General features: G+C 42.5%; 2 protein-coding genes and 1 pseudogene. All 3 read left to right on the forward strand.

Annotation, left to right across the window (positions count from 1 at the left end; all coding sequences use genetic code 11):
• Positions 1-99: 99 nt before the first annotated feature.
• Positions 100-406 (forward strand): annotated as a pseudogene (locus CV944_RS16720) (hypothetical protein); the annotation flags it as partial.
• Positions 407-441: 35 nt separating this feature from the next.
• Entirely contained in the window at positions 442-1,236 is a 795-nt protein-coding gene (locus CV944_RS16725) for an NERD domain-containing protein (protein ID WP_233205242.1), read from the forward strand.
• Positions 1,237-1,290: 54 nt separating this feature from the next.
• Positions 1,291-1,914 (forward strand): hypothetical protein, encoded by a 624-nt coding sequence (locus CV944_RS16730; protein ID WP_080706524.1) that lies wholly within the window; start codon positions 1,291-1,293, stop codon positions 1,912-1,914.
• The last annotated feature ends 373 nt before the right edge of the window (positions 1,915-2,287 follow it).

Here is a 2,287-nt window from a genome sequence, read left to right on the forward strand (position 1 = left end):
TCCTGCTCGTCTTCCCATCCTTTGGCGCCAAACGGCGGGGAGAATGGCCTCCAAAATTCGACATGTGGGAAGTCTATGCCCCATTAATTCACCGGCCTTAATGAGATCGAAGAAATTACTAAGATTCATCAGGAAAACAACAAAGAAAAAAGAATTTATCTTTGCCTTTATTTGCGGCCAGAAGCAGTTAAGTGATTACAACCAAATGATTGCCATCGTCTACTGGGATGAATTTCTCGAATGCGTGGATATCGAAAAAGAACAGATTCGCGGAACAGCGCGGCTGTCGGTGAAGGCGGTCAAAGGTTCCCCGTGGCTTCGCATTTACGGCAGCAAGCGTGCTGATATGTTGGACGGGAAAGATAACACTATCAAAATTGAACGAAATCGCCTAGGTAATCTGTAAAGTGGTATGGGGGATGTGAAAAGGGAGGGGGGCAGATGAACGTGAATCTTTTCTATACACTGCTTCTTTTATGTTTGCTTGCCTTATTGGCAAGATGGATCAAGTCAAAAGAAGCGGAATGGATTGGATCGTATGGAGAATATAAAGTCCGTAAAGCAATTAAAAATATAGAAGCAACATCATCCGGAAAATACAAAGCTTTTCATAACCTGTATATTCCAAAACAAGACGGTTCAACTTCGCAAATTGATCATGTTATCCTTTCCGATCAAGGACTGTTTGTCATCGAAACGAAAAATTACAGCGGCTGGATTTTCGGAGATGAAACGTCAAAATATTGGACGCAAGTCATTTATAAACGAAAAGAAAAATTTCTTAATCCTATTTTGCAGAACAAAGGGCATATCAAGGCGTTAAGAGGCTGGCTTGGGGAGGAGTTTGCGCATATTCCGATTCACTCGGTTGTCGTGTTTTTGACGCGGGCAAAGTTTAAATCAAATGCTCATTTTGCCCATGCTTATGTGGTTTATCCGAAACAATTGAAACAAGTGCTCGAGCAACATCAAACAAAAGTGATCGATAGGGAAACAAAAGAACGTTTAGCTCAAAAATTAGAAACAGTGCTTGCCAAAGATAAGACACAAGAAAAAGAAATGAAAAAGCGGCACGTGCAAACGATTCGAACGAAGCAAAAGCAGACGGAACAACATATACAGCAAAACCGTTGTCCAAAATGTGGCGGTGTTCTAATCGTTCGGAAAGGGAAATACGGAACATTTAAAGGTTGCAATAATTATCCGAAATGCAAGTTTACGCAGTCGATTGGCTGAACTTGCAACACGGCCGTTTGGGCAGCAACTATAGATAAGGGAAGGAGGAAAATGATGTTTTCTATTCACGAGGAATTGGAACGCCTATCGCAAAAGTATCGATTTTTTGCTTCAAAAGAAGCGTTTAAACAGTCATTAAAATTTCAGCTTCAAGAAAAATTCCGCGTCGAGGAGAACAAACGCTTTCATGATTATCTGATCGATTTGTGGGTGGAAGAACCGGAAAGTGGGCGCCAATACGCGATTTGTTTAATGAACAAGCTCGCTCGGGTCACGATAAAGCAAAACGGGCAAACGATTGAATTGAAGCACCACGGTGCTCAGGATCAGGGTCGTTATGATTTTTTGGCGCAAGTGGAAAAGTTAGAACGAATAACAATGGGGAGAAGGAATGTATACGGGATCGTTGTGCTGCTAACGAATGACCATTTGTATTGGACCGAGCCGATGCGACCAAATACGGTGGACTGCGAGTTTCGCATTCATGAAAACCGGATCATCACCGGGGAGTTAAAATGGCAGGAACGTGCATCAGCAGGGACGAAAAAAAACCGTGATGCGCCGATCTTTATTAAAGGGAGATATCAATTGAAATGGCATCATTATTCTACTATCAACCAAGATAAACATGGCGAGTTCCGATATGTAGCCGTTCATGTTGGGGACGTATATAGTTGAGAGAAATAGTTTTAGTGTCTGTTGTCACCTATCGAAGAAAAGCTGTGTCAGGAACGAAAACGTCTCGGGCAAGACTTGATTAACCCGGATTTATCTGTTGTGATGAAGAAGTGTTATGAGAAGCAATTAAAAAATTAGAGTGCGACAGGAGAAGCTTCGTTGCACGCGGATCCTGTCACTTGTCGAATGTATGGGCACAGACAGGGGGGAGAAAGTTTGTTAGCTGAAATACATGGAAAAGATCCATGGGCAATGGTTTGCCCTCCACCCAGGGATGAAAATCCCCCTTTTCTTCCCATAATGAAGAATAGGCGCAAACAGTTCAACAGGACGTTATGCTTAATGGTGGCTTAGACCCTGTACGGAAAAGTGT

It is taken from the genome of Geobacillus sp. WSUCF-018B, from assembly GCF_002809985.1.
Taxonomy (GTDB): domain Bacteria; phylum Bacillota; class Bacilli; order Bacillales; family Anoxybacillaceae; genus Geobacillus; species Geobacillus thermophilus.

Coding starts and splice junctions, on each gene's coding strand:
- CV944_RS16725 (WP_233205242.1), top strand. CDS start 442: ATGAACGTGAATCTTTTCTATACACTGCTTCTTTTATGTTTGCTTGCC.
- CV944_RS16730 (WP_080706524.1), top strand. CDS start 1,291: ATGTTTTCTATTCACGAGGAATTGGAACGCCTATCGCAAAAGTATCGA.